Origin of the sequence: Crocosphaera watsonii WH 8501 (assembly GCF_000167195.1) — a bacterium.
Classification (GTDB): domain Bacteria; phylum Cyanobacteriota; class Cyanobacteriia; order Cyanobacteriales; family Microcystaceae; genus Crocosphaera; species Crocosphaera watsonii.
Window position 1 is genome coordinate 15,294 of sequence record NZ_AADV02000007.1, and the last position, 23,871, is coordinate 39,164.

The window sequence follows — 23,871 nt, forward strand, 5'->3', positions numbered from 1 at the left end:
TTAGTTGATTAGGGTTCCTCGTTTCCTTTGTTCTCTTTCAATGGCTTCAAATAATGCCCGAAAATTCCCCTCCCCGAAACCTCTTGCTTGTCGTCTTCTTTCGATGATTTCAAAAAAGAAAGTGGGTTGCTCAAAGATGGGTTGGGTAAATATTTGTAAGAGCAAAGGATGATTTTCTTTCCATAATCCTTCTTCGTTTATTTCTTCTCGATCTAATAAGATATTTTCTTTAACAATTGTTTGCCATTCTTCAGGAGTAAATTTAAAATATAAATTAATTTTAGATAATTCTTCATAGTAAGTATTAGGAATGCTTAAAAAAGTTAGACCATTTTGGCGTAATTGTTGTGTTACTTCAGTAATTTTATTCGTTCTTAGGGCAATATGTTGAATACCTGAACCATTATTAGCATCCAAGAATTCTTGAATTTGAGAGTTATTAGATATAGGTTCATTGATAGGTAATTGTATATTTCCCACAGGATGAAACATCACTTGAGAAGATAACCCTGAACGAGGAGTTTCTATTTTAAAAAATTGTTTCTTTTTAAATCCTAAAACTTTCTCGTACCAGGTCATAGTTGATTCTATCTCGCCTTTAGCTACATTTAATACCAGATGATCTAATGCTAAAAAGTTATTTTTATTGGCTCTGTTAACTTGTCTTTCTTTAAGCCAAGTTTTGGGTAAAATTGGCGTATATCCCCTTCTCTCAAAGAGGGTATGATTCAATTTACTTTGGCAAGAAATATGACTCCATTTTAAACAACCTTGAGCATATTTTATTTCTTCTATTGTTCCTTTAATTCCTTGGTTAAAACGATTATACTTTGTGATTACCTTTTGTAAATTATTGACCTTAAAAGCAACATCAGCAACCCCAGGAGGATGAATGTCTAAATATTTAGCAACAGGACTTTGGGAAGATAGAGGAGAAGAAATAACAAAAATAATCGGGTTTTCCTCATCTCCTGTTTTGACAATTTCTGTCTTTGTATGCTCATTACTTCCACCAGCAATGGAGCAAAAACCCATGACATTAATAAACCATTCTGTCCAGTAAACTGTATCTTTTACATATAAATGAATGTGATCAATTTCTATGTTTGTTTCTTGGTTAATCTTTTCTTTGAAAATGATATTAGTTGCGAAAGAAGTCATCAGAGCAATATATGTAAAAAATAATTCCAATGACAATGATAATTGATTTTATCTGAACTGAGCAACTTAATGGTTAAGCAAGAAAGATTAAGAATAAATTAAAAAACAGGGACAAAATCAGACCTTAAACCAGAGAACGAAGATAATTAATTAATCCCTGAAGATTACGAGATTGATAGTAGATTAAAGCACCTTGGGTTCGTCCCTTTTTAGATTTCAATGCTGAAACAGTAAGATTAACTTTTTCTTCTTGTTTGGTGTATTTTAAGCTTGTCTTAGAAGTATAAGCCAACAGATGTCCCTGAGACATCTCCAAGTCTTGATAAACGGTTTGTTTGATGATTCCCCCATAAGCGGCAATAAATACCCTGCCCTTTCCTTTCAACTTAGTTTTGAATAAACCTTCTCCTGCTAACCAACTGCCAAACCCGGCCCAGTGATTTTTGATTTTCACCCCTTTGGTATAGGCTAAAAACACCCCTGGTTGTAAACAAATCGATCCTTCTGATAAGTCGATGCGTTCAATATCCCCAATGGTTGTCTGACTCAATACCACTGTTATGGGATAGTCTTTCTCATTGATCAAATAATCCACAAAAACATCTGTTCCGCCAAAACATTTTCTCAATAAGGCGAATAACCAAAACCCAAAAAACTTGGTCTTGACTGTTACCTTTCCGTCCATACTGATAATAGAATCAGTCTTAACTGTTATGGTTTCTTCTGGTTTGAGGGTAACAAATAAAGCAGCAAAAGCAGGGCGACAACGGACTTTAAACAGCACTGGCTAAGGATCAAGAAATTATCAGTCCATCAAAAAAGGGACAATAAGAGCAATTCTCGACAAGAATTCTCTCCAGTCCCTATGTTAATCGATTTTAGATGAAATGATAGCTCTAGTCATCCAAAAAGATAGGACGTATGGATTCCACCCATTGGTCAATTCTCTCTTCGGTTTTGTCACTTTGGTTGATTTCATCGATGGGAAGTCCCACAAATTTATCATCAACTAGGGCTGAGGAATACTCAAATGAATAGCCTTCATTGGGGAATTCTCCTACTAGGGTAGCTCCCAAGGTTTTGAAGTGGTTATACATTTTACCCAATGCGCTGACAAATTCGGTTCCATGATCCACTTGATCCCCGGCACCAAACAAAGCGATGGTTTTACCGCTAAAATCAGGTTTTTCCAATTCCATTTCAAATAGGGGATCACGCCAATCGTTTTGTACGTCTCCTGCTCCCCAGGTGGAACAACCCAATAATAGGTAATCATATTCTAGAAGTTGATCGTATTCGTCAAAATCGTCTTCCATGCTATAGAGATCGCATTCCTCTTCCCCTAATTTTTCCCGTATGGTGGTAGCAATTTCTTCGGTGATTCCCGAGGTACTTCCGTAAAAAATGCCAATTTTAGCCATGATCAAGACTCCTGATTTCTTGTGTAGACCTAAACAAACAGATGGAATTTGAGGTTCAAGTTTTTAACAACAAAGAACTCCAATAAGTTGACAAATCATTTCCTCTCTATTCTTGAATATAATTACTAGATTGAAGAAAATCTGTATCCGTTGTACTTGCAATTTTTTTTATTTTACGAGACAATTGTTGGAACGTTACTAACAATCTAAATATTAACTTTTAATAATTAATGTCTCAGAACTCTTTATAAAAATAAATCACTAAATATTACAAATTACTAAGAAAAGCATACTAAAGTTGTTTTTTATCAATTAAAACAGGGTTCAATAGCTGTTGAACCCTGTTTGAGTTGGACTTTATAGTTTAATTTTGTCTTTATCCTCGAGGAAAACGTCGATCTTGTAAAAAAGGAGGGATATCTAATCCTGCTGGTTTAGGGGGTGCTTCTTCTTCCTTCTTCGGGGGATTGGGAGTAGATATACTACGGGTGGGAGTTGACGTAGTTTGATTATTGGGGGCATTTTCTACCTCAGGACTAAACCCAGTAGCGATCACTGTAACGATCACCTCTCCTTGAACCCGTTCGTCGATCACCGCACCAAAAATGATATTAGCATCGGGATCAACTACATCAAAAATGGTTTCGGCTGCGGTATTAACTTCGTGTAAACTCAGATCATGACCACCAGTGATATTGAAAACCACTCCTTTTGCCCCCTGAATTGAATGTTCTAGCAAGGGAGAGGAAATAGCAGATGAAGCCGCATCATTAGCCCGAGATTTACCAGATCCTATACCGATACCCATCAAGGCAGATCCTGCATCGGCCATAACCGCACGAACATCGGCAAAATCCACATTGACTAAACCAGGAATCGTAATAATATCGGAAATCCCTTGCACCCCTTGTCTGAGGACATTATCAGCAGCAAGGAACGCTTCTCTTAGGGGAGTTTCTGGGGAAATAACTTGTAATAATTGGTTGTTGGGGATAATAATCAGGGTGTCAACGTTATTTTGTAGATCGCTAATACCTTGACCCGCTTGTACCATACGTCGTCGCCCTTCAAAGGTAAAGGGACGAGTAACAACGCCAACGGTTAAGCAGCCCCTTTCTTTGGCAATTTCAGCCACAATTGCAGCAGCCCCGGTTCCTGTACCTCCACCCATGCCAGCAGTAATAAAGACTAAATCTGTATCCTCAAGGGCTTCGGCGATTTCATCACGGGACTCAACGGCGGCCTCTTTGCCAATATTGGGATTACCCCCGGCCCCTAACCCCTTGGTTAATTTTCTGCCTATTTGTAGGCGATGAGGGGCAGAAGACTGGGTGAGAGCTTGAGCATCGGTGTTCATTGTCCAAAACTCAATCCCCATTAGGTCACTTTCGATCATGCGGTCAACAGCATTACAGCCGCCACCACCAACCCCAATGACTTTGATTCTGGCAATACTATTTGGCACGATTACATCTCTCCTACTTTCTTGCCCAGGTTCTTCCGGGGGGTCATTCACTTGGGAAAAAGTGACAGCACTGCTCTGTCGCTGATAGCTGTCCACAGCATTTATAGTCTCGGTAGATTCGGTGTTATTCAGACTGGAATGATCGCGAGTTAGTTTATCACTAGGAATCATTGTAATTGGCGGGGGTTAATTATTTTAGTTCAAAAATTTAGCATAATCTAAATTAGTTTAACCTAGACCCGCATTTCTCACAAATTCTGCGATCGCTAAACTTCAAACCATTATTTAGTCTGAGTTTAACCTTGATTTGAGGGGCGAGTAAAAAATAACAGTGTGCCATTTTAAGCGATCGCTTGAAAAATAAGCCACCTCTAACCTCTAGCTGATTACTGATCAGTTTGTGAGAAATGCGGGTAGAGTAACGTTAGTTAATACTTGGATTGGTAATTTATCTATAAGGTCATTTATTATATCAGGGCTTGGAATAGTTGAACGCCTACTATGAATAGTAGATTATTGGGTTTATTTTGACAAATTTTCTATGCGAGTTCACCAAAATACTACCGCCAACACAGATGTTCTGACCTCTCTAGAAACTTTAATTTCTGGTTAAGTTAAACCCCGCCTTTAAGGGCGGGGTTTAATGAAATAGGGGGTGTGGGGACTGTGGAAAGGGTGGGAAGACTAGAAACAATATTAATATTCTGCTCCCCCATCTCCCCCAATACTGCGTAGGTTTTGCTCGAAACGCTCTAGTTAAGAGAGGCAGAGGAGGCAGAGGAGGGGTCGGGGGCAGAAGAGGAAGTCACATTTTCTCCCTCTGCTCAAGAAAGCATCCCCTGCTCCCCCTGCTTGTCTCAGCAGACGATTTTTCGCGGGCCGAGCAGTATTGCCATCTCCCCTCTCAACCCTAGCTTTAATTGCTTTGAACTTCTTCTAAGCATCCACCAAGAACCCAGGAACGCGATCGCTATCTATGTCTTTCCCTGTAACAGATTGAGCTAATGTTTCAAATTCCTCAGAATTCCAGTTTCTTTCGTGGATGGTTTTGGTCTGCTCACCACGGAAATAAGCTTGATTAGGGGTCGAAGTGGTAGTCACCTACCACGACTCCCAGTCCGAACCGTGCGTGAGACTTTCACCTCACACGGCTCTCGGCAATTAGTCCCTTGTCTAGGGTACTGTTAATACATCGTCTTTCCATTCATAGCCATTATAAGTGCCAATCATAGAGGTAGTCATTTTTGCTTTTGGCCTCATGACAGTGACGATGTAGAGCTTGAAGATTGTTGTATGTATCCAAACCACCTTTCGATTTAGGGATAATGTGGTCAACTTCTATCAAGTCTTCAGGTGTGAAGTGTTGCTTACATTGAGGGCATATACCTTTTTGTTTCTTTAAGAGTCTTGATACTCTAGCTGGTGTCCCGGTATATGTTCCCCGTCTTTTACTCCAGTAAGTCCAGTTTCCGTCATAAGGTGATGCGTCAGGTTTAACCAATTGATGTCTCTTTATTTCCGTTTCGGCATGATAGTAGAGGACTGCTTCTTCTGTTTGAAACGTCCATTTTCCGTACTTTCCGTATGAGAAATATTTTCTAAGGGCTTCATACAATGGTGTTTTTTTCTTTTTCCTGTTAACTGTCCAAGCTCTTAGCATATTCCATAGTACGTTGTTTTCGGATGCAAATGTTTCCTTACTTGCGACCGTTCGATAGTAGTTACACCATCCTAGTATTATGGGATTTAATCTTGCGATTAATGCTGCTTGTGGGGCTTTTTTATTGTCTTTAATGACCTCTTTTAAAGCCTCGTGGTGAGCTAGTATTTTTTTCTTGCTTGGTTTGATTAGTGTCTTGCTTCCTATTATCTTGCCACGTGGGGTTTTACCTGAACGGTGCTTTCCCTTTGAATATGACCTGATGTTGAATCCAAGAAAATCGAAACCAGGGTCAACGGTTTGTCCATCGTGTTCAATACTTTTTAAGGTATGTCTGATGGAGGTCTTTTCTGGTTTTAGTTCCAGTCCAGCCTTTTTTAACCATTGTGCAATTATTTCTTTACATTGTAGGATGACTTCGTATTCGTTATGTATAATTACGAAGTCATCTGCGTATCGGATGATTTTGGGTTGATTATCCCTCACTTGTTTCCCATTTCTGTAAAAGGATTTGGGAAACTTGTTCATTGTGTCATTTATCATTCCATGTAGTGCAATGTTAGCCAACAAGGGACTTATTACACCACCTTGAGGTGTTCCTGAATCGGTTTCCTCAAATACACCATTGTCCATTACCCCGCTTTGTAACCATTGTTTAATGATTCTTTTGATGAGATATGGACAATCTACTTTGGACAGTAGGTACTCATGGTTAATCTTATCGAAGCATTTTGCTATATCGGCATCTAAGACATATTTACCACCGGAACATTGATTGATTCCAGAGTATATTCTACCGATAGCGTCATGTGCGCTTCTGCCTGGACGGAAACCATAAGATGTTCCCTCGAATTGGGCTTCCCAATATGGTTCTAAGGCTGATTTAACCAAGGCTTGCATCGCTCTGTCTTTCATGGTTGGTATTCCCAGTCCACGTTTTTCTTCTCTTCCAGGCTTAGGAATCCAAACCCGTCGAAGTGCCTTTGCTTTGTAACCTTTTAAGGTAAGTTCTTTAATTAGCTTTAGTCTTTGGTTGGGGCGTAATGCCTTTATCCCATCAACTCCAGCAGTTTTCTTGCCTTGGTTGTCTTGGGTCACTTTGCGTATGGCTAGGAGCTTTGCGTAGTGTGACTTTAACAGTAACTTCTGAAGCTTTTTAGCTTTAACTTTATTACCTGATTTAACAGCTTGAAATATTCTTTTTTGAAGCTTAAACACTTTCCTCTGGACTTTTGCCCAGTTGATTGTGTTCCATTCTGGCGTAGTCTTGGTTATACTCGCATTCGACATTTAACTACCTCTAATAGAGACTATTTCTTCTAATTAACCAGCAATACGTCAGCTTATCCGTACTCATTACAAGTAGGCATTTGCTTCTTATTGCTTCTCACATCCATGACCCTTGCGCTTAAGTTTGTCACTACTTACATCATCGACCTGATGGTAAGAGAAATCATGGACTTAATTCGTTCCGTTGATTTGGGTATATCGGTTTTAGGTTTCATCTCTCCCCCAGGTTATTTTTAGGAATCTGTGTGGATGAGGGGACAAACTCTCCACTTTTCACCTTGTTCTTTTGAACGCAGCCTATCAAACAGATTTGGCTACTTATAGTATTCATGAGGGTTCAGGACGATGATTCAACGTAATGTTTAACCATGACCGATTGACTTAAAGAACGACTCCGAAATGCTGTTTCATGACGGGTTCTCCTTTTAACCCTGCTTCCATCCTGGGTTTACTAATTCCAAAACGGAGGGTTACGTCGTCACTCTTGGGATGAGTTATCCCTTGATTCCGAGTGTGGCTCCTTTCTGCCAACAAACCAACAGTTATTCAAGTTTCCAGGTTCATTGGCTGTTCGGTTATCCCTACTTAGCTAGTTCGGTAATAACTAATTAAGTTATGTAAACTTTATTAGTTATTGCTTTGTTGGGTGTTGTTTTACCCATTCGACCTTCGTATTTACCCCTTTTAAAGAATGCGCTCTAGGCTTTGTTTTCTCTTCGGAGGGTGATTCTTCGGAGGGTGATTGGTCATTTAACCTTTGGATTACCTTTTAAAAGGCTCTTGAACGAGCTACACGCTGTATCCTTGTAATATACTTGGATGTCAGCTTTCTAGCTCAACGAATCGCACTATCCCCTAAAATATACAATCCTTCTACGGGGATGCGTTGGCGTTTGATATCTGCTAATACTGCCTCGTAAGCTGCGATATTTCCTTCAATTCCGCTTAAAATTGCCCACATGGATCTGCTTATTTTTGATAATGATAATTATTATATCAAATACTTACACCAGAACAAAGTGATAAAATTAGTATATGTAGATTGCCATTGGTAAATCAAAAGTATGTATGAAATCGAATGAATGGTTTAGAGGATTGATGAATGCGATCGCTTCTTTACAGAAAAAGACGGACAGCGCAAAGCTCCCATCTTTTAAGTGGGAGATGTAGCGCAACACGGGGAATTTATTGCCCGTGAATATTACTTAACAAATGTAGCAACATTTATTAAGTATGCTATTTTGAAAAAATTAACTAACCAATGAAGTCCCTGCAAGATTACACAATTGTTATTCGTCCCGATGACAATAATACATTTGTTGCTTATGTTCCTGCTATTAAAGGCTGTCACGCTTGGGGTGAAACTTCAGAAGCAGCACGAGCAGAATTAGATAATGTTTTTGCCATGATATTAGAAGAATATTGCGATCATTGTTCATGAAAAGAGGATCACTCCTCAGCGATCGTCTTTTTTACTATTGCGCTTTAGTAACACCCCCAAAAATAGAATGATCGCTTTTCTAAATGTTGCGCTACAGTAGGAGTCCCGAAAATCAAGCGATCGCATTATTTAGTCTTCTTCATTTGCTAACATTAAATAAATTTCTTTTTTTAGCTTTTTTAGACTTGATAACACTTTATCAATATTCTTGCTTTTATCACTTCGCGTTACTTGCATGATAACTTCTTGTAAGTCTCTCAAGGTCATTTTTAGCTCTATTAATTTTGGTTGTTCTTCCGATTTGTTTAGGGTCTCAGCAGATGAGGGCTGTTGAGCCAGTAGCTGTTCTCCACTATCTGTAATGCTATAAACTTTTTTCCCTTCAACCTCTTGACTGGTTAGATAGTTTCTCTCTTCGAGTTGTTGAAGGGTAGGATAAACTGACCCAGGACTCGGACGATAAAATCCTCCCCAACGATTTTCTATTTCTTTTATTAATTGATATCCATGTTGAGGTTTCTCAGCTAGTAACGATAAAGTAAAGGGGTGATTGTTCATTTTATAGTTTTTAGTTCCTCTCATTAACATCTGTTTCCATCCCTAAATAGTCACTGTTAATTGACGACCTTTTTTCGTTGTAAAGGGAACATGATGAACTTCATCAGGTTCAGTCCAAGTTTGGTCATCTTTAAGGTCAAATTTATCCCCATACCAACGGGGATGTCCCGAAGTCTTGGCTTGATTTGGGTCCCGAATAAATTGACGATAAAAAACTCGGTCACTTCTAACTCTTGTAATAGTAACTACGTCTTTATGCTTAACTTGTTCCCCAATAAAATCCTTTTGGCTGTAGTCACTATCAGCCACTAAGACAGATAATTTATCAGAAAATAAAGAACTTTGCCAGATTTTTTTTAGTTGTTGATTGCCTTGATTTACTCCTTTATGTTTAGAGGGGACTAGCTCTCCTGATAAGGGGACAGCCCAAGGGACTTTTTCTGTGTCTATTTGGTCAGGTAAAGCGCAGACAACGGAATAACAATGTCCAATATTAATGGGTTTATTTCCCTTAATTGGATTGGGGTAATGAATAAAGGTTTTATCCGCTAACGTTTCGGCAAACGGTCGTGGACAGGGAGTTGTGTCAATACCAAATAAGTTATAATGTTTTGAAGTGGGAGGAATTGTTCTCGATACCGCTGAAAATAAAGTCTCAATTCTCTGTTCATAATTAGGGTCAGTTTGAGTGGGTAAAAACTATTGAATTCCTCTATATAAACTGTTATAATCTCTTCTAAATAAAGGATTGAGAGACAATTCAACGACTGAGTGAGCTTGTTGGTTACTGGAGAGGGCATCGAGTAATTCTATAATAGTTTCTTTTCTAGCTTTTAGTCCTTGGAAGAGGTTAGACCTCCACACCAGGAATTCCTCGACAGACGTAGCCGTTTCATTTTTGGTCATTTTTAAAATTTATTACCTTATAAATTAGCGGAATATACACGCTAACATCAAAAGAGGTTGTTTGTTATAGTTAAGGCTAATGTCATCACATTCCGAACTTAAGACCAGTCAAGATGTCCACCTGAGAGCCAAACAAATTAAGAGTCTAATTCGCTCTCTTAAACAGAAAATAAAGAAAATTGAACGGGAAGGGGAAGTAGCACCAGCTAATTGTCATATTATTCGTTATCAGGTTAATCGAAAGGGAACAATCTACTGGTATTATAAACTACAGGCTGCTGAATCAATTTTTCCTATGGCCACTAATAATGAGAAAAAAACCAAATATAAATATTTAGGACGAGCCGGAAGTTCTGCTCATATTGATGCTGTAGAAAAACTCACTAGAAGAAATCTCATTGATGAATTAGAACGAGTCATTCAATCTCTAACGGAAAGCTACTTAGATATCTATATTGGAACCGAAACTGAATGAAGCTATTTAATATTTAAAATCCCCTAAAAAGATGGAAAGAGAGTTTTTAAAATCACCTTAATTCTCTATTTTAGCTTTGGAGATATGTTTAGCGTAAAAATTACGCTAACAATTGTTTTTATCCAAAGTCCAAAAATTCGACTGCAATGGTTTAATTACAGTCGTTACCACCCATGTCAACACGGGTGAAGTGCTGATGAACGCTTATATAAACGAAATTATAAATAAATACCAAGCATTGTTGTGTTATATTAACCTTGAGAATGATAATCATTATCAAGGTTATCCTCCTCAGCCTTCCAAACAAACCTGCTTTGGAGTTAAAAATAACAAGGTTGCAGGAAAAGTCCGAGACAAACTATAACAATTACTTCTTTTTATGCTAAGTATTGAAAATCCCAAACCTCAGTTAAAGACTTCATTTCTCGAACGGCTCCAGAGTCCAGAGCGTCCAGTGATAATCTTTGATGGCGCAATGGGAACCAACATCCAATCCCAAAACTTGACCGCCGAGGACTTTGGTGGACCCGAATACGAAGGTTGTAATGAATATTTAGTAATCACCAAGCCAGAAGCAGTGGCCAGGGTCCATCGTAATTTTCTCAAAGCGGGGGCCGATGTTGTCGAAACCGATAGCTTTGGCTCTAGTCCCTTAGTTCTAGCAGAGTACGATCTAGCCGATCGCGCCTACGAGCTAAGTAGAAAGTCCGCAGAGTTGGCTCGCCGTTGTGCCGATGAGTTTACCACTCCCGAAAAACCAAGATTTGTCGCAGGTTCCATCGGTCCAGGAACCAAACTACCCACCCTCGGCCATATCACCTATGATGAATTGCGATCGAGCTTCATGGTGCAAGCAGAAGGACTCTTTGACGGGGGAGCCGACCTCTTCATCGTGGAAACCTGTCAAGACGTTCTGCAAATTAAAGCCGCATTGAGTGCCTTTGAAGCCGTATTTGCCAAAAAAGGTTCACGACTCCCCTTAATGGTTTCCGTGACTATGGAAATCCAAGGAACCATGTTGGTAGGCACAGATATCTCTGGGGTACTGGCAATTCTCGAACCCTTCCCCATCGATATTTTGGGTCTAAATTGTGCCACCGGTCCCAATTTGATGACCTCTCATATTCAATATCTATCAGAAAATTCCCCCTTCCCCATTTCCTGTATTCCCAATGCCGGACTACCAGAAAATGTTGGGGGTCAGGCGGTTTATAAAATGACCCCCGAAGAATATACAACTGCCATGACAGGGTTCATTGCCGAACATGGAGTTCAGATTGTCGGTGGTTGCTGCGGTACCCGGCCAGCACATATTAAAGCTTTAGCCGAGGCTGTAGAACACACCCAAATAAAAGAGCGATCGGTGCGAAAAAATGCCGTGGGTGAGCTTCGAGAACCCATCTCTTATACCCCAGCAGCAGCCTCCATTTATTCCGCCCAAACCTATGAGCAGGATAATTCCTTTTTAATCGTTGGCGAGCGATTAAATGCCAGTGGTTCCAAAAAAGTCCGCACCCTGTTGAATGAAGATGATTGGGATGGCTTATTGGCGATCGCTAAATCCCAGGTCAAAGAAGGCGCGCATATGCTGGACGTAAACGTAGATTACGTCGGGCGTGATGGGGAACGGGATATGCGAGAACTGGTATCGCGACTGGTGACTAATACCACCCTGCCACTGATGCTGGACTCCACCGAATGGACCAAAATGGAAGCCGGCCTCAAAGTTGCAGGGGGCAAATGTTTGCTCAATTCCACCAACTATGAAGATGGAGAAGAGCGATTTTTTAAAGTGCTGGAATTGGCAAAAGAATATGGCGCAGGGGTTGTCATCGGCTGTATCGATGAAGAGGGAATGGCTAGAACCGCCCAGAAAAAATTCGAGATCGCTAAACGAGCTTATGAAGACGCGCTCAAGTTTGGCATTCCACCCCATGAAATTTTCTATGACACCTTAGCCCTACCCATTTCAACTGGTATTGAGGAGGATAGGGAAAATGCCAAAGCAACCATCGAATCAATTAAAATGATTCGGGAACATCTGCCCGGTGTTCATTTTATGCTCGGGGTCTCTAACATTTCTTTTGGCTTGAGTCCAGCAACTCGTATCACCTTAAATTCGGTCTTCCTCAATGAAGCGATGAAAGCTGGTATGGATGGGTCCATTGTCTCCGCAGCCAAGATTTTGCCCTTATCGAAGATTGAGGAAGAACATCAACAGGTATGTCGCGATTTGATTTATGACAATCGCCAATTTGAAGGAGATATATGCACTTATGATCCCTTGACCAAGCTGACAGAAATTTTTGCAGGGGTGAGTGCCAAGGATGCTAGATCCGGTCCTTCCTTAGCAGATTTGCCCATAGACCAACGCTTGAAACAACACATTATTGACGGCGAGCGCATTGGATTGGATGATGCGTTAAAGATCGGTTTAGATGCCGGTTATAAAGCACTCGATATTGTCAACACTTTCTTGTTGGATGGCATGAAGGTTGTGGGGGAACTGTTTGGCTCTGGTCAAATGCAATTGCCTTTCGTCTTGCAGTCAGCCGAAACCATGAAATCTGCCGTTGCTTTCCTCGAACCCTACATGGAAAAAATCGAAGGAGAAGACGAAGATCGCGGTAAAGGGAAATTCCTGATTGCTACGGTTAAAGGGGATGTCCATGATATCGGGAAGAATCTGGTGGATATCATCTTGACCAATAATGGTTACAAGGTGGTCAATCTGGGTATTAAACAAGCCATTGAGGCCATCGTCGAAGCCTATGAGCAGCATCAGCCTGATTGTATTGCCATGAGTGGTTTGTTGGTGAAATCTACAGCATTTATGAAAGATAATCTCTCCGCATTTAATGCTAAAGGGATTACAGTCCCAGTGATTTTAGGCGGTGCAGCACTCACCCCAAAATTTGTCTATGGAGATTGTCAAGAGACTTATAACGGGCAGGTAATTTACGGTAAAGATGCTTTTGCCGATTTGACCTTTATGGACCGGTTGATGCCAGCTAAAGAGCAGGAATCCTGGGTGGATACGGAAGGCTTTACAGGGGAATTTGCTCAGTTTAATCAAAAGGGACGCAAGGCCATTGAAGATTCAGAGCGAGAAGCCAATGGTGATGCTTCCAAATCCGATGGAGAAGTCAATGGTAATGGGAAGAAATCCGATGAACCCATTGTTATTGATACCAAACGCTCGGAAGATGTGGCGATTGATATTGAACGTCCTACCCCGCCTTTCTGGGGGACGAAAATTCTTCAGAGTGGCGATCTAGATTTAGAAGAACTGTTCTGGTACATGGATTTGCAAGCACTGTTCGCAGGCCAATGGCAATTCCGTAAACCGAAAGGGCAATCTCGCGAGGAATATGATTGGTTCCTAGCATCAAAGGTTAATCCGATCTTAGAAGAATGGAAAGAAAAAATTCGCACAGAACGATGGTTAGAGCCTACTCTAGTTTATGGCTATTTTCCCTGTGCCGCGATCGACAATTCCGTTCATGTTTACGAGCCTAGTGTTATTGAGCAGGGTTTAACACCCAAAACAGCAACCCCGTTTGTCACTTGGACATTCCCCCGTCAGAAATCCGGGCGTAGGCTGTGCATTTCTGATTTCATCCTCCCCCTGGAATACAATGAATTTGATGTCTTTCCTATGCAGGCAGTGACTATGGGAGAAATTTCCACCGAGAAAGCACAGGAACTCTATAAAGACAACAAATATACCGATTATCTCTATTTCCACGGGATGGCGGTGCAGTTGGCCGAAGGTTTAGCAGAATGGAGTCATGCTAGGATTCGTCGGGAATTAGGTTATGGGGATTTAGAACCAGATAACATTCGCGATATATTAGCCCAGAGGTATCAGGGTTCTCGGTATAGTTTTGGCTATCCAGCTTGTCCGACGGTGATGGATCAAGTGCCACAGTTACAATTATTGGGCTGCGATCGCATTGGGTTATCCATCGATGAGAGCGAACAGCTTTATCCCGAGCAATCCACCACTGCTTTTGTAAGCTATCATCCTGTAGCTAGATATTTTAGTGCGTAAGAGCGATTAAAAATGGGGTCGCCTTGAAATCCAGCCGACCCCTAATTTTTCTTGATAATTGCGCTTGCATCGGCATAGCTGCTTTAGCCTAAATTCAAAATAGAGATTTCTAATGAGTCAAACAAACGATATATCGAATTGGCATCAAGATTTTATTGCCAGTAATTTACTGGTCATTGGGTATAATGCTTGGGCAGGTCATCTCAGGCAAAAACGTGGTGCGATCGTCTGTAGCCTGAATTCTGCGATGGTGGGTGTTACTGGAGAATCATTCAAAACCCATTTTGTCGGACGTTCTCGCCTTGCGCCGTTCCTGAATACCTGGTTAGCGGCTCCTGACACTGCAATTTTGCCCCATAACTTTATTTGCCCACATTTTGGAAGTTGTCGATAATTATGATCCAACAACAGAGGTTGTATTGTTGCTGGAGTCTTTTGATCAAGCAACGTTCTTTTACTTGAAAAACCTACCTATTACACCCCCTCAATGCTACGATCAAGTCCGTAAGACTTGGGATGAATTCCAGCCAGGGGTTAGTGCTGGGCAAGATCAACATCAACATATCTGCCGCTCGACCGACGCTTGAAGCAAAATATTATTGATGGCGATCGCCTACTCCAAATGACTTATAGGCCCAAGGTTCATCTCCCTATTATCTTGAAATGAATCCTGCAAATTGAGCATGTCTTCGCAGGGTAATCTTAACTTGCTCCTTGATTGAAGATGGCATGGTATTTTGAGATGAGAATACCTTTAGCTCTAAAATCTGCTTCTTTGGATTTCTATCACTTGATTCGATAAAAACGTCTGCTCTAACTTTAGAGTACTTTGATTTTATGTCTTCTTCATAGGTGGCATTCTCGCCTAATTCCTTTAAAATCAAAGATAGTCTTCTACCAATCTTTGTCGGTTGATTAGTAACTGACGCATACCATGTTTTGGCAGCTTCGGATCGTTGTGACTCTCGCTCTTTCACGGGACTGTAATCGTAGTTATCCCAATTTCCAGAGAGTATTTGATAAAGGTGTGTGTTCTGAAACCATTGCATATAAGTCTTTGAAAACGTTTCTGGATCATCATCCAGATTTTGACAAAGTTTATGAATATCTGCAACTCTAAGTGGAACGATTCTCACATCGAAGTATAACCTTGTTCGATTATATTCTTGGAGAGGCAATGTATCACGATCTTGGGCATTTAATTCACGTTGCCAAGCGTCCCAGTTTAACAGATATCCCTCTCTTGGTCTGGAGAATTGAAGAACTCTTTGCATCCTTGTACCATCAGCCACTGGCCATACTAGAATTACTTGATATTCTGAAAGATCCTGTAGGGAAGGAATTCTTTCACTGAGCAATACTCCTACTGACTCAAGAGCTTCACCAACTGTTAATGCATCCTGGCAAATATCATACAGATCTTTTTCCACTACGTTATAGTCAGCAAGTGGTTTTTCGCTGTTATGGAATGTAAATGTCTCTTTAATTATTGAAGGCCAGCTTTCTCTCGAAGGTCCTGACACCTCGAAATCGCTCTCTAATAGAAGCCTTCTATTTCTTGAAGTACTATTTTCAAGCTCCTTTTGGAAGTCTCGATTAGTTGTCAACCAAATAAATAAAGTTGGAATATCTTTAAGATGACTTCTATCATAAATACTAAGTTTTTCAATAAATTGCGATGGTATATTTTCCTTGCCACTAACCTGTTCTTCAAATTGATCAATTACGCCAATAAGACAGACATTATCATTTCTTTTCTCTCTATGAATTCTTTCTAAAAGCTTGTCCCCATCTTCAATCTCGTCGCGATCAAGTAGAAAAACATGAGTCTCCGGAAGATGCCTATCAATTTCCCGTGAAGCACAGCTTTTACCAGACCCGCTTTTACCATATATCGGGAGGAAACGAATTCCTCCCGATATAGACATAGACTTTACTGCTTTTTGGATTAGTTGATTTAGAGGATTGTTTGGTTTGAGTCGACCTCGATAAGCCTCTTCAAGATCTTCATATCGGGATGGTAAAGATATATTCATAGAGAAAAATAATAGAGTTTTATGCCGAGCATAGTTAGTTTAGCTCTCTAATTTGGCATACTACAAAGAGTCATATCTTGATAGTGTCCCAAATTAGGATTTTATCACTATTTTTTTCTTCATATTAGCCTTGTTCAGCAGATGTTGTTCGGCTTTCTTAATACAATCTTCAACAGTCCTTCAAATTTGCCCTGGGGTTGATGGTGCCGCAGGCGATCGCTGAGTTTCTCTGCTAACCAAGAATCAAACAAAGCGTTAGCGATTCTCGTTCGAGCGATGGAGTTCTAGTGCTATTATTAAGAGTGATTATCATTCTCATTTTTATGATTGTAGTGTCCTCCTCAGCCTTCCGAATTTACTTGCCTTAAAGTTAAAAAGGTTGCAGGAGAACTCCGAGACCAACTATAACCATTGCGCTTCATGCAATAATAGGCTGAAAGCTGTCTAAATCAATGAGGTAAACGTCAATGCCTTCCGTCCAGCACTATGCAACTAATTATCTGGAAAACGTCAAGGTAATACTGATTTCTCCAAGTCAAACTCTGGAGTCATCTGCTGTGGAATATTGCATCTCTAGTGGATATGTCAAAATCATGCCCTCTGATGGCCGCACCTTGATTACCCACATCAGCAACGTCGTGATTGAGGTGGAGTCGTAGCGTACTTGGTTCAAGACTGCTTCAGTCTGTACGTAGACCCATCACAGTTCCTATCCATAATTAGTTGTCACTGAGATATTTTATGAGATTAAATGACTGTCACAATTTTCAGGATTTCCGAACATTAGCGAAACGCCGACTACCAGGGCCAATTTTTAATTACATCGATGGAGCGGCCGATGATGAACAGACATATCGGCGTAACACTGAAGCCTATGGAGACTGTGATCTTATTCCCAACGTGCTTGTTGGTGTGGAAAATGTGGATATGTCAGTTGAGGTGATGGGGCAAAAACTAGATATGCCTATCTACTGCGCCCCCACAGCATTGCAACGCCTTTTTCATCACGAAGGAGAGCGCGCAGTTGCGAGGGCTGCGGCCGAATATGGCACGATGTTTGGGGTGTCTTCACTGGCCACAGTAACCGTTGAAGAAATCGCCAAGATCACAAACACGCCGAAGATGTTTCAGTTCTACTTCCATAAAGACCGGGGCTTGAATGATGCCTTGCTTGAACGCGCACGGGCAGCTAACTTTAATGTCTTGGCATTAACCGTCGATACCATTACTGGTGGTAATCGCGAACGGGATTTGCGTACCGGATTTACTTCCCCACCAAAATTAACCCTTGACTCTTTAATGAGTTTTGCGACGCACCCAACATGGGCTTGGAACTTTTTGACAAAAGAAAAGTTCGATATGCCCCATTTGTCTGGCTATGTCTCCCAGGGAACGAATGTAGCAGTCTCTGTTGGCGATTATTTTTCAACCATGCTAGATCAATCCATGAATTGGAAGGATGCAGAAAAACTCTGCTCCCAGTGGAATGGGCAGTTTGCACTGAAAGGGATAATGAGTGTGGAAGATGCCAAGCGTGCTGTTGATATTGGTTGTACTGGTATTATGGTTTCTAACCACGGTGGCCGTCAGCTTGATGGTTGCCGTAGTCCCTTCGATCAACTTGCAGAAATTTGTGATGCTGTTGGGGATAAAATTGATGTCATTTGCGAAGGTGGTATTCAGCGCGGTACCCATGTGCTTAAGGCTCTATCTGTGGGGGCTAAAGCCTGTTCAGGTGGGCGATTATATCTTTTTGCCTTGGCCGCTGCTGGGCAAGCAGGAGTTGAGCGTGCTTTAGGTAATATGCGCACTGAAATTGAACGTGATATGAAATTGATGGGCGTAACCAAGCTCGATCAATTGAGTAGAGGTAATCTACGTTTTCATACCTCACGATGAAGCTGCGTAAAGAACTTCACAGGATAATGATTATCAAAATTGAAAGGTTGAACTAATATGAATCCCTTATTTAGTGCCAGAACTTCAGTAGAACAAGTAGAAGAAGGTTTGTTCCTTGCTCCCAAATTCGACGGCAATGGTTTGATTCCAGTGGTTACCACCGATGTCAACACCGGTGAAGTGCTGATGCACGCTTATATGAATGAAGAGGCTTTAGTTAAAACCATTGAAACCGGAGAAGCTCACTATTACAGTCGCAGTCGTCAGCAATTATGGCATAAAGGTAAATCCAGTGGACTTGTACAAAAAGTGGCGCAGTTAACCATTGATGATGACCAAGATTGTCTCTGGATGCAGGTTAGAGTAGCTGGTTCGGGGGCTAGTTGTCACGTGGGTTATCGTTCTTGTTTTTATCGCAGTATTCCTACGGGTAAAAGTGCTATTGATTCCCAGCAACCACTACAGTTAACTTTTACTGAAACCGAGAAAACATTTGATCCCAAAGCCGTTTATGGCGATGCCCCTAACCCGACGCAATTGTAAATAAGTGCGATCGCCTTAAGGAATAGCTTTTGAAAGTTCGGGCGATCGCTGTTTAATTAATGAAACTAAATCAAATATGAAACATAATTATTTTTTACTTTTACTTGTCTTCTTAAATGTTCTATGTATGCCTAAAAATGCCTATGGGGATGAAGTTTGGTCAACGGAAGAATATAGAGTAATTTATCTTGAAGATAGAAAAAACACAGCAGTTTGGAGTTATGGGGATGGACTGGGACATATTTTTATAGACGGTTTGGGGGGTAAATTTAAGAATCGAGGCTCTTATAATGGTTATTGGGTACAATCTACTTCTTCTCGTCGTTGCGATACTTATAGAGAAGGAATCGATGGTGAACCTAATTATCATTGGGGTCGATTTGAGATTACATTTATTGACCCATATTTTCCGTCTCGTTGGCAAGCAAAGTTTGGTCTTTGTGACCAAAACCCCACTATTACTCTCAATGGAACTCCTGTAGGAAATTTTCCGACTCCTGTTTCACCCCCTAAAAATTAAGAAAATTGTAATTGGGGAAGAAACTCCGTCCATCCCGATGATGTAAATAAGTTAAACCCGAGTTGATTTTTTAATTTTAAAAGCTGTCCCCATAATAAATAAAGTAATTAAACCTGTGACTGAACTTGATTCATTAACGGGAGTAAAAGTAATAGGAGTTCCAAAAATTTGGTTTTCTCCTACAAAACCGAGATCCAAAGATTCTATCTTATTTTCTTGAATTGACAAGGTAGAAATTACTGTTATAAAGGCATTGCTAGCCGCCGGACAACCATCGGGAGAATTGGTTCCTGAATAACGAACTGGCTCTAATAATCTAAATAGTTCAAGGTCACAACTTTCGGAGTTAATATTACTAAATAATAGTGATCTTTCTGACGGGGCTAAATTACAAAGACCCCCTAAGCCACTGATGGAGTCAAAACTACGAACACTGAGATTTATGCTTTCAGTTCCAGCACTAAACGCATAATGTCTGAGACGAGGAGGTTGAGGACTTGTTAAAAAGTTTTGTTCTAAAAAAATCGATTCTGTATCACTGCCAAAACTGCCACCAATGATATCGACTGAACAATTAGACATGGTGATTAAAGGAACAGTATTATCGTTGTTAAATTGAGGATAATTACTAAATTCTCCAGTAAACAATTTAACTACTTGTTCAAGTTATTGTAAGATAGTAACAGACTCCATCGTTGCTGCATAACTTTGGGGAGTCAAAGTTATAATAGAAAGCAAAACAGTTAAACGGATACTTGCTAATTTAAACATAATTCTCGCTCGCAAAAAGTAATTCACTAAGTGATTAGATATTGTTTGATTAAAACCCAAATTACTGTAATATTAAATATATTGCTATGAATTGTCAATCTATTAGGAACCTGTCTCTGACACTTTCGGAATTTCGCACAGAGTGATCAGAAAACCTGAAATCCGTGTCTCATATTTTTCAGAACGAGTTGACATACTCCCGTCGGCATAGCCGAGGGATTCTAACACCTCACGATGCTAGTTTTCTGCTTCGTCCCCCACCAACTAGAGCATCGTGACCGATACTCCCCGTCGCTCTGAGTCCACTTATTTGACCCTTTCCGCTTGTTCTTTAACCTACGTTGTAGCAATTTAAGCTGAAGCTGTAAGGTTTTTAAGAATAATGGTCGCTTAATTTCTTCCCCGTCGGAAGTAGCCACAAATTTGTCATAGCCTAAGTCCAACCCACGAGGATTGGACATCAACATCTAGCTGTAGTGACAGCATCACAAAATAACCAGATGCTTTTCTGACCACCCTGGCTTGTTTGACATCGAATCAATCGGGGATAGGTCTTGAGAGTCGCCATTGAAGCCATCCTAGTTGTGGAAGCTTAATCGCGTCATTTCTGATTGGCTGTTTTTTGTGTGTAAAACTTTTTTAAGGAAGCTAGAAGCGGAGCGAACTGTTCGGAGGTTCCCTCCTTACCAGCACGCGCACCAGGCATAGGTTTATATATTAGTCGAAGTTGCCCGTCGAAGACGCGCGAAGCGCCCCATTGGTAAAACCGAGGGTCTTCAATCCGATATTTTTAGGATAAAATGATGATGATTATCAATATTCAGGAGACGAACTAACCCAAAAATATGACTTGTCTAAACTAACCCAAAAATCTTCTCATAAGGCATTTTAGCCCCTATTCCGCCTTTACCCCTTCACAGATAGTTCCATAACATCGATGACTTTAAAAATCTACAATACTCAAACCCGTCGCCTCGAACCCTTTGTAACTCTTCTACCAGGTAGAGTCACTATGTATTGCTGTGGCGTGACTGTCTACGATTATTGCCATTTAGGTCATGCCCGTTCCTATATTATCTGGGATATGGTACGTCGCTATTTGAAATGGCGGGGATATGAAGTAACCTACGTGCAGAACTTTACGGATATCGATGATAAGATTCTACGTCGCGCCCAAGAACAAGGGGTATCGATGGCGGATATTTCTGAACGTTTTATAGAAGCTTATTTTGAAGATATCCGTCCCTTAAATGTTATGGATGCCGATGAATATCCCCGTGTCACCGATAATATTTCTGGAATTCAACAATTAATTGAGGTATTGCTGGAAAAAAACTATGCTTATGCTGCGGATGGAGACGTTTACTTTCATGTAGAAGCTTTTGAACAATACGGCAAACTCTCTGGACGTAGCCAGTCAATGATGCAAGCGGGGGCTAGTGGTAGAGTAGCAGTTAGTGATCCTACAAATAGCCATAAAAAACATCCTTCAGATTTTGCCCTCTGGAAAAGTGCGAAACCAGAAGAACCGGCTTGGGATTCTCCTTGGGGTGAGGGTCGTCCTGGTTGGCATATTGAATGTTCTGCTATGGTGAGGGGGTTATTAGGAGAAACTATCGATATTCATGGTGGTGGAGGGGATTTGGTGTTTCCCCATCATGAAAACGAAATTGCTCAGTCAGAAGCTGCTAACGGTAAACCCCTGGCTAAATACTGGGTGCATAATGGCATGGTAACGGTGAATGGGGAAAAAATGTCTAAGTCTTTGGGCAACTTTACAACAATTCGCGAGTTATTAAATCGTCCCCTAGAGCCAATGGTAATTAGATTGTTTGTTTTACAGGCACATTACCGCAAGCCTCTAGATTTTACTGAAGAGGCCATTAGTTCAGCAACCAATGGTTGGCAGACTTTACAACAAGGCCTACTCTTTGGGGAAAAATATGGCAATAGATTGGGTTGGGAGAAAAACCAAGAACTCGACTCTGCTGTTATAGAACAATTCAAAGCAACAGTGGATGATGATTTTAATTCTCCTGGGGGATTAGCTGTTTTGTTTGAACTAGCTAAAAATCTTCGTCGAGAAGGAAATCTCTTAACCCATGAAGGTAAAATCACTACTGATGGGGAAGATTTACAACGACAATGGCAAACTTTAGTTCATTTAGCAGGGATTTTAGGATTAGAAGCTAAATCTGAAGTTGGATCAGAAGATACAAATAACTTCGATCAGGCAGAAATTACTAAATTGATTCAACAACGTAATGCAGCCAGAAAAGTAAAAGATTACGCCGAAAGCGATCGCATTAGGGAACAATTACAAGAAATGGGAATTACTCTCATCGATCAACCTAATGGAGAAACCAGTATTGTTTATAGCTCATAGCAGATTTAACTTTCCTTCCTTGTCTGGGGGCAGTTCCTCCCCCAACGATTAAAGCTTTCGATTTTTTTAAGAATAATAGTTCAAACAACCATAATTTTTCGGACTAAAATGAGAATGATTATCATTATTATTTGTGTGTGGAGGAAAAAAAGATGTTAGATTTTAGGCAAAGCATTAATTTATCAGTCTTTGGAGCTTTGAAAGGAGTGTGGCCATTTACAGGCTTTCTAATAGGCGCATCCTTATTGAGTCCCAGCAATGCTCTGGCTCATGTAATTGGCACCGAAATTGACTTCTTTGATACTCCACAGCAGGTTGGTGATCCAGCAGGTATGGGTATTCCTAATGCTTCTGAGGTACAGGGCGCAGGAATGATCCTTGGTGATTATCGTGATATCCAAGCGATCAATGATGGATCAATGGACCCATTGTCAACGACTGTCTCAGTCAATGGAGGAATTCTCAGCTTCTCCAATAATTCTGTTTCTGCAGGTTCAGCTTTTATCACATGGGATGGAAATGACAGCCCGTTGACAGTAGATCACACGGGTCTGGGGGGATTCGACTTAACACAGGGGGGTGAAGCGATTGATTTTGAAGTTGAGATACTCTCGAGCGATTTATCAGGTATGGAGTTGACTCTCAGCGTATTTGACATGAATAATAACACCTCCACTTTGTCTCGCCTCTTTGATTCAGCAATTATGACACAAAGGGTTGAAGACTTTAGCTTTAGTGATTTTACTGGAACTGCTGATTTCACTAATATAGGTGCAATTCAGTTAGGTATTTTTGGCCCCGCAGAAATAGATGTTCAAATTGGATCAATCGAGACATTTGGCCCACATGCTCAAGGTCCTCTGCCTGTGCCTGAATCTTCTAGTTCTCTGGCATTATTGTCAGGTGCGATGTTGCTGGTAGCTAGTCGCAAGATACGTCGCCAGTGAAGTACCGCACCCGACTACGTTGAGGGCGGGGCAGAACCCAGGTCAATCCCATTTAATTTTTGTTAACTCCTATTGACAAATTGAGACTAATCTCTCGCTAACATTCGTATAACGTCAGCCTCCTTGGGACATTAAGGTGAGTGTGTCCTCATGGCTTTGGAATTACTTTTATCCGTCGGTCAAGCACAAGCTGCCACCATTTATGCTTCAGGACAGCGTTTCATACCAAATCCGATTGTCAAAACCTCTTTATAGTTTTGCTCTCTTTCCTCCCTGTTACTGAGCGAAGTCGAAGTACACTCCCCACCCTCCCCACACTCCCCACCCTCCTCAACTAG

16 protein-coding genes and 3 pseudogenes are annotated in these 23,871 nt (G+C 40.8%); 9 read left to right on the top strand and 10 right to left on the bottom strand.

What is annotated here, in order from left to right; genetic code table 11:
• From hppD to CWATDRAFT_RS38505, 7 genes and pseudogenes are all read right to left on the bottom strand, one after another.
• Window positions 1–1,161: a 4-hydroxyphenylpyruvate dioxygenase gene (gene hppD / locus CWATDRAFT_RS11490; protein WP_007305199.1), complete on the bottom strand. Its 1,161-nt coding sequence runs from the start codon at window positions 1,159–1,161 to the stop codon at window positions 1–3.
• A 124-nt stretch (window positions 1,162–1,285) separates the two neighbouring features.
• Window positions 1,286–1,945, bottom strand: a complete 660-nt coding sequence (locus CWATDRAFT_RS11495; protein ID WP_007305198.1) for a TIGR00266 family protein — start codon at window positions 1,943–1,945, stop codon at window positions 1,286–1,288.
• Between the two features lie 112 nt (window positions 1,946–2,057).
• Entirely contained in the window at window positions 2,058–2,582 is a 525-nt protein-coding gene (locus CWATDRAFT_RS11500) for a flavodoxin (RefSeq protein ID WP_007305197.1), read from the bottom strand.
• 376 nt (window positions 2,583–2,958) lie between these two features.
• Window positions 2,959–4,218, bottom strand: a complete 1,260-nt coding sequence (gene ftsZ, locus CWATDRAFT_RS11505; RefSeq protein WP_007305196.1) for a cell division protein FtsZ — start codon at window positions 4,216–4,218, stop codon at window positions 2,959–2,961.
• Window positions 4,219–4,983: 765 nt separating this feature from the next.
• Window positions 4,984–5,148 (bottom strand): hypothetical protein, encoded by a 165-nt coding sequence (locus CWATDRAFT_RS38500; protein WP_007305195.1) that lies wholly within the window; start codon window positions 5,146–5,148, stop codon window positions 4,984–4,986.
• 72 nt (window positions 5,149–5,220) lie between these two features.
• Window positions 5,221–6,997, bottom strand: a pseudogene (gene ltrA / locus CWATDRAFT_RS11510) (group II intron reverse transcriptase/maturase).
• A gap of 850 nt (window positions 6,998–7,847) precedes the next feature.
• Window positions 7,848–7,958 (bottom strand): annotated as a pseudogene (locus tag CWATDRAFT_RS38505) (metallophosphatase); the annotation flags it as partial.
• Between the two features lie 300 nt (window positions 7,959–8,258).
• On the opposite strand from CWATDRAFT_RS38505, the gene CWATDRAFT_RS11515 reads away from it, so the two are divergent.
• Window positions 8,259–8,438: a type II toxin-antitoxin system HicB family antitoxin gene (locus tag CWATDRAFT_RS11515; protein ID WP_007305155.1), complete on the top strand. Its 180-nt coding sequence runs from the start codon at window positions 8,259–8,261 to the stop codon at window positions 8,436–8,438.
• Window positions 8,439–8,567: 129 nt separating this feature from the next.
• Here CWATDRAFT_RS11515 and CWATDRAFT_RS39720 read toward each other — a convergent pair.
• A pseudogene (locus CWATDRAFT_RS39720) lies at window positions 8,568–9,902 on the bottom strand (transposase).
• 79 nt (window positions 9,903–9,981) lie between these two features.
• On the opposite strand from CWATDRAFT_RS39720, the gene CWATDRAFT_RS11530 reads away from it, so the two are divergent.
• The 3 genes from CWATDRAFT_RS11530 to CWATDRAFT_RS39725 all read left to right on the top strand — a co-directional run bounded on the left by CWATDRAFT_RS11530 (window position 9,982) and on the right by CWATDRAFT_RS39725 (window position 14,825).
• Window positions 9,982–10,377 (top strand): hypothetical protein, encoded by a 396-nt coding sequence (locus tag CWATDRAFT_RS11530; protein WP_007303423.1) that lies wholly within the window; start codon window positions 9,982–9,984, stop codon window positions 10,375–10,377.
• A gap of 379 nt (window positions 10,378–10,756) precedes the next feature.
• Window positions 10,757–14,431: a methionine synthase gene (gene metH / locus CWATDRAFT_RS11540; protein ID WP_007305156.1), complete on the top strand. Its 3,675-nt coding sequence runs from the start codon at window positions 10,757–10,759 to the stop codon at window positions 14,429–14,431.
• Window positions 14,432–14,543: 112 nt separating this feature from the next.
• The gene (locus tag CWATDRAFT_RS39725) at window positions 14,544–14,825 is read left to right on the top strand and encodes a hypothetical protein (RefSeq protein WP_232287078.1); all 282 of its coding nucleotides are present in this window, start codon (window positions 14,544–14,546) and stop codon (window positions 14,823–14,825) included.
• 259 nt (window positions 14,826–15,084) lie between these two features.
• Here CWATDRAFT_RS39725 and CWATDRAFT_RS11550 read toward each other — a convergent pair whose 3' ends face one another.
• Entirely contained in the window at window positions 15,085–16,359 is a 1,275-nt protein-coding gene (locus CWATDRAFT_RS11550; RefSeq protein ID WP_198138976.1) for an ATP-binding protein, read from the bottom strand.
• Between the two features lie 849 nt (window positions 16,360–17,208).
• On the opposite strand from CWATDRAFT_RS11550, the gene CWATDRAFT_RS11555 reads away from it, so the two are divergent.
• From CWATDRAFT_RS11555 to CWATDRAFT_RS11565, 3 genes are all read left to right on the top strand, one after another.
• Window positions 17,209–18,366 (top strand): alpha-hydroxy acid oxidase, encoded by a 1,158-nt coding sequence (locus CWATDRAFT_RS11555; RefSeq protein WP_007305158.1) that lies wholly within the window; start codon window positions 17,209–17,211, stop codon window positions 18,364–18,366.
• Between the two features lie 57 nt (window positions 18,367–18,423).
• On the top strand, window positions 18,424–18,909 hold the full coding sequence (gene hisI / locus CWATDRAFT_RS11560; RefSeq protein ID WP_007305159.1) for a phosphoribosyl-AMP cyclohydrolase: 486 nt from the start codon (window positions 18,424–18,426) through the stop codon (window positions 18,907–18,909).
• Window positions 18,910–19,036: 127 nt separating this feature from the next.
• The gene (locus CWATDRAFT_RS11565; RefSeq protein ID WP_021832070.1) at window positions 19,037–19,429 is read left to right on the top strand and encodes a hypothetical protein; all 393 of its coding nucleotides are present in this window, start codon (window positions 19,037–19,039) and stop codon (window positions 19,427–19,429) included.
• Between the two features lie 51 nt (window positions 19,430–19,480).
• On the opposite strand, the gene CWATDRAFT_RS11570 is transcribed toward CWATDRAFT_RS11565, so the two are convergent.
• On the bottom strand, window positions 19,481–20,077 hold the full coding sequence (locus CWATDRAFT_RS11570; RefSeq protein WP_007305189.1) for a CpcT/CpeT family chromophore lyase: 597 nt from the start codon (window positions 20,075–20,077) through the stop codon (window positions 19,481–19,483).
• Window positions 20,078–21,137: 1,060 nt separating this feature from the next.
• On the opposite strand from CWATDRAFT_RS11570, the gene cysS reads away from it, so the two are divergent.
• Entirely contained in the window at window positions 21,138–22,586 is a 1,449-nt protein-coding gene (gene cysS, locus CWATDRAFT_RS11580) for a cysteine--tRNA ligase (protein ID WP_007305161.1), read from the top strand.
• 152 nt (window positions 22,587–22,738) lie between these two features.
• Window positions 22,739–23,533: a PEP-CTERM sorting domain-containing protein gene (locus CWATDRAFT_RS11585; protein WP_007305162.1), complete on the top strand. Its 795-nt coding sequence runs from the start codon at window positions 22,739–22,741 to the stop codon at window positions 23,531–23,533.
• The last annotated feature ends 338 nt before the right edge of the window (window positions 23,534–23,871 follow it).

Coding starts and splice junctions, on each gene's coding strand:
- hppD (WP_007305199.1), bottom strand. CDS start 1,161: ATGACTTCTTTCGCAACTAATATCATTTTCAAAGAAAAGATTAACCAA.
- CWATDRAFT_RS11500 (WP_007305197.1), bottom strand. CDS start 2,582: ATGGCTAAAATTGGCATTTTTTACGGAAGTACCTCGGGAATCACCGAA.
- ftsZ (WP_007305196.1), bottom strand. CDS start 4,218: ATGATTCCTAGTGATAAACTAACTCGCGATCATTCCAGTCTGAATAAC.
- CWATDRAFT_RS11515 (WP_007305155.1), top strand. CDS start 8,259: ATGAAGTCCCTGCAAGATTACACAATTGTTATTCGTCCCGATGACAAT.
- CWATDRAFT_RS11530 (WP_007303423.1), top strand. CDS start 9,982: ATGTCATCACATTCCGAACTTAAGACCAGTCAAGATGTCCACCTGAGA.
- metH (WP_007305156.1), top strand. CDS start 10,757: ATGCTAAGTATTGAAAATCCCAAACCTCAGTTAAAGACTTCATTTCTC.
- CWATDRAFT_RS39725 (WP_232287078.1), top strand. CDS start 14,544: ATGAGTCAAACAAACGATATATCGAATTGGCATCAAGATTTTATTGCC.
- CWATDRAFT_RS11550 (WP_198138976.1), bottom strand. CDS start 16,359: ATGTCTATATCGGGAGGAATTCGTTTCCTCCCGATATATGGTAAAAGC.
- CWATDRAFT_RS11555 (WP_007305158.1), top strand. CDS start 17,209: ATGAGATTAAATGACTGTCACAATTTTCAGGATTTCCGAACATTAGCG.
- hisI (WP_007305159.1), top strand. CDS start 18,424: ATGAATCCCTTATTTAGTGCCAGAACTTCAGTAGAACAAGTAGAAGAA.
- CWATDRAFT_RS11565 (WP_021832070.1), top strand. CDS start 19,037: ATGCCTAAAAATGCCTATGGGGATGAAGTTTGGTCAACGGAAGAATAT.
- cysS (WP_007305161.1), top strand. CDS start 21,138: ATGACTTTAAAAATCTACAATACTCAAACCCGTCGCCTCGAACCCTTT.
- CWATDRAFT_RS11585 (WP_007305162.1), top strand. CDS start 22,739: ATGTTAGATTTTAGGCAAAGCATTAATTTATCAGTCTTTGGAGCTTTG.